Raw genomic sequence first — 4,503 nt, 5'->3', positions numbered from 1 at the left:
GGCCTGCTCCGCCACCTCAACCCCGACACCACCCCCACCCTGGCACAACTGCCCACCGGACAGATCGGCTTCAACTACCTCGGCCGGTTCTCCGGCGACGTCGGCGTACCCGCCGACAACGGGGACCAGGCCTGGACGCCGGTCTCCCTGTTCGAGGACGTGTCCGCCGAGTTCAACGCCGACATGCCCCTCGCGCACGCCCTCGACATCAACGCGGTCGTCACCGACTCCGCTCAAGGGCCGCTCCTCAGCGCACTGTTCACGTTCGCCTCGGGAGTGCTGGCGCGCGAGGAAGCCCAGCGACTCGCCGAGCTGTGGGTGGAGGCGCTGACCGGTCTCGCCCGGCACGCCGCCGGCGGCGGCGCAGGTGGGCTCACGCCTTCGGATCTCGCGCTGGTCCCGCTGAGCCAGGCGGAGATCGAGACCATGGAGGCACGGCACCGGGACCGCAGTCCGGTGGACGTCTGGCCGTTGACGCCCATGCAGTCCGGGTTGCTGTTCCACGCCATGCTGGCCGGGCAGGAGTACGACCCGTACCAGATGCAGTTCACGCTGCACCTGGACGGCCCGGTCGAGGCGGACCGTATGCGGGCCGCAGGACAGGCGCTGCTGGACCGGTATCCGAACCTGCGCGTGGCCTTCGACTTCACGGCGGACGGCGCAGCGGTGCAGGTCGTGCCGGACCGGGTCGAGCTGCCCTGGGCGGAGATCGACCTGCGGGACCTGCCGGAAGCCGAACGCGGCGGCAGATTCGAGGCGTTGCTGGCGGCCGACTCCCGTACGCACTTCGATCCGGCGGCGCCACCGTTGTTCCGGCTCACGCTGATCCGGATGGCCGAGCGCAGCTTCGAGCTGATCGTGACCAGTCACCACCTGATGTTCGACGGCTGGTCGCTGCCGCTGGTCCTGCGGGATCTCATCGGGCTCTACGAGGATCGCGGGGACGCCTCGGCGCTGCCCCGGCCCAGGAACTACCGTGACTTCCTGGTCTGGCGGTCGCGGCAGGACCATGGCGTGTCCGCGCGGGCCTGGGCCGACGAACTCGCGGGCGTCGCCGAGCCGACCCTCCTGGCACCACAGGCGCGAGCCGCCGACACCGCCGGGGGCATCGGCCGGGCCGAGGTCGGGCTGTCCACCGAGGGAGCCCGGGAACTGGTGCGCCGCGCGGCCGACATGGGCGTCACGATCAACACGGTCGTGCAGGGCGCGTGGGCGATCCTGCTCGGGCAGCTGACCGCCCGTAACGACGTGATGTTCGGTATGACGGTCTCCGGCCGGCCGCCGCAACTGGCGGGCGTGGACGAGATGCTCGGCCTGTTCATCAACACGCTGCCGGTCCGGGCCCACTACAACCCCGGGGACTCGCTCACCAAGGTCCTGACGGACCTCCAGGACCGGCAGACGGGGCTGCTCGACCATCACCACCACAGCCTGGCCGAGATCCAGGAGCGCACCGGACTGCGCACCCTGTTCGACAGTGTCGTGGTCTTCGAGTCCTACCCGTGGGACGGCGCGGGCGCCCAGGCGCTCTCGGACTCCGGCGTGACGATCAGCCGGTTCCGGTACTCGACGGGCACGCACTACGCCATGACGCTGATGGCGGCGCCCGAGCCGCTGCGGATGTCGCTCCAGTACCAGCGCGGCGTGTTCGAACCGACGGCCGTGGAGCGCATGGCGGAGCGGTACCTGCGGGTGCTCGAACAGATCGTCGCCGACCCGGACGTCCCGGTCGCCACGGTGGAGGTGCTCACCGCCGAGGAGCGCGAACTGCTGGAGCGGAAGCGGCCTGGGAAGGCATCGGCGACGCCACGGGGGACGGCGGTGCACGATCCGTCCCTGCTGCCCGGTCTGTTCGAGGCCGCGGTGGCCGCGTCACCCCACGCGGTGGCCGTGGTCGACGGCAGCCGGTCGCTGACCTACGCCGAGCTGGACTCACGCGCCAACGCGCTGGCCTTCGAGCTGATCGAACACGGTGCCGGTCCCGACCGCCCGGTGGCCGTCGCCGTGTCCGCGCGGCGATCGGTGGAGTCGGTGGTGGCGCTGCTCGCGGTGGCCAAGGCCGGGGGTGTGTACCTGCCCCTGGAGGCCGGCGCGGGCCGTGCCGGCGATCCGGCCCTCGATGCCGGCGCGGTGAACGGCGCCGACCCGGTGGCCGTTCTGTCCGAGCGCGAAACCGCGTCCGTCCTGCCGGAGTTGCCGGCTTCGTACCTGTACCTGGACGAGCTCCGGGCGGGAGTGGAGCGCGCGCCCGTCGACGCGGACCGCCTCCGGCCGCTGCGTCCGCAGCACCTGGCCCTCGTCGCCGGTACTCCGGCGTCGAACCCCGCTTCGCCCGACGGTACGGGAATCACCCACCACAACGTCACCGCTCTCGTGGCACGGCTGACCGCCCAGCTCGGCATGGGCCCGGGCGTGCGACTCCTGGCATGCCCGGCTGCGAGCATCGACGTACGAACGGTGGAGGTGTTCACCGCGCTGTCCACGGGCGCCACCCTCGACCTCACCGAGGAGCCGGCCGGCGCCGGCCGGGGCGGGCTCTGGGCCAGGACCGTCCACAGCACGCGAGCCTCCCGCTTCACCGCGTTGCCCGGCAGCGTGACGCAGGACATCGACACCGTCCTGTTCTCAGGGGAGCCACTGCCGGCCGAACTGATCGCCAAGGTGAGGGCCGAGCTGCCGGGAACACGGGTGCTCCACTGGCACGGGCACCCGGAGACCGGAACCGCCACCACCCTGACGATCCCGCACACCGAAGAGTGGGCCGGGACCGGACATCCCCCGCTGGGCCTGCCGCTGCCGGACGTGCAGGCGCTGGTGCTGGGCCCCGGGTTCGCTCCGGTCCCGCCCCGGGTCACGGGCGAGCTGTACCTCGCCGGCCCCGGCCTCGGCCGCGGGTACCTGGGCGCTCCCGGCCGGACGGCGGCCCACTTCGTGGCCAACCCGTTCGACCCGGCCGGCGGCCGGATGTACCGCACCGGCGACCTGGTCCGCCGTCTGCGAACCGGCGAACTGGTCCACGTCGGACGCGTCGACGACCACCGGCCGGCCCATTCCGCCGAACCCAGCGGCCCCGTGACACCGGCATCCGCACCGCCGGTGTCCGCGCCGGTGACCGAACAGCCGTAGCCAGGCAACGACAGGGCCCGGGGCGACCGCGCCGGTGTCCATCGATCCTCGAGAGGTAATGTCATGATCCCGTTGTCGTTCGCGCAGAGCCGGCTGTGGTTCCTGTACCGGTTCGAGGGCCCGTCGGTGACCTACAACCAGCCGGTGGTGCTTCGCCTGCGGGCCGATGTGGACGCCGGTGTGATGGCCCTCGCCGTGCGTGACGTGGTGCTGCGGCACGAGAGTCTGCGCACGGTGATCGGTGAGGACGAGCGGGGCGTGGCGTTCCAGCGGATCCTGTCGCCGCAGGACGTCTCGATCGAGGTCCCGGTGCGTCCGGTCACGGAGGACCAGGTGGCGGACGCGATCGCGGAGGCGGTGGCCCACCGGTTCGCGTTGGAGTCCGAGATCCCGATCCGGGTGAGCCTCCTCGCGGTCGGACCGCAGGAGTTCGTCCTGGTCATCCTGATGCACCACATAGCCGGGGACGCCGCGTCCATGGCGCCACTGGCCCGTGACCTGACGACGGCGTACGTGTTCCGGGCGCAGGGCCAGGAACCCGAGTGGGAGCCGCTGCCGGTCCAGTACGCCGACTACACGCTGTGGCAGCAGGAACTGCTGGGTGAGCTGGACAACCCGGAGAGTATCGCGGCCGCCCAGGTCGCCTACTGGCGCCGTGAACTTGCCGGCTCCCCGCAGCCGCTGACCCTGCCCACCGACCGGCAGCGCCCCGTGCACCGAAGCCACCGCGGCGAGACGGTCGAGTTCAGTGTCAGGCCGGAACTGGCGTCCGGCATCGAGGCATTGGCGCGCAAGCACAACGCGACCGTGCCCATGGTGCTGCAAGCCGCCTACGCCCTCCTGCTCTCCAAGCTGGGAGCCGGCGAGGACGTCGTCATGGGTTCGCCGATCGCGGGCCGCACGGACGAGGACCTCAACGATCTGATCGGCTTCTTCGTCAACAACTGGGTTCTGCGGGTCGACCTGTCGGGTGACCGGTCGTTCGAGCAGGTCGTGGACCAGGTTCGGGACAAGGCTCTCGCGGCCTACGACAACCAGGACGTGCCGTTCGAGCGGTTGGTGGAGTTGCTGAACCCGGAGCGCTCCACGTCCTACCACCCGCTCTTCCAGGTCGCGTTCGTATGGCAGAGCACCATCGCGACCCCGGACACGGTGGTCGAGATGCCCGGCCTGGAGTGGTCGGTCGTTCCCACGGAGAACCAGGTCGCCAAGTTCGACCTCAGCCTGATCATGGCCGAGGTCGGCGGGGAGTTCCGCGGATACCTCGAATACGCCCTCGATGTGTTCGATCGGGGTGTGGCGGAGTTGTTGGTGGGGCGGTTTGTGGGGGTGTTGGAGCAGGTGGTGGCTGTGCCGGGGGTGTCGGTGCGGGGTGTG

General features: G+C 71.0%; 2 protein-coding genes. Both read left to right on the top strand.

Features of this window, described 5'->3' with window-relative positions; genetic code table 11:
• A partial coding sequence (locus tag ACZ6B1_RS34160) for a condensation domain-containing protein (protein ID WP_468784649.1) occupies nucleotides 1-3,126 on the top strand: 3,126 nt, incomplete at its 5' end.
• A 63-nt stretch (nucleotides 3,127-3,189) separates the two neighbouring features.
• Nucleotides 3,190-4,503, top strand: a 1,314-nt coding sequence (locus ACZ6B1_RS34155; RefSeq protein ID WP_468784648.1) for a condensation domain-containing protein, incomplete at its 3' end; no start/stop codon positions are given.

The organism is Streptomyces sp. NPDC041129 (assembly GCF_055592265.1).
Note: the sequence above shows the minus strand (reverse complement) of the source record. Positions and strands in the feature narration are given on the sequence as shown.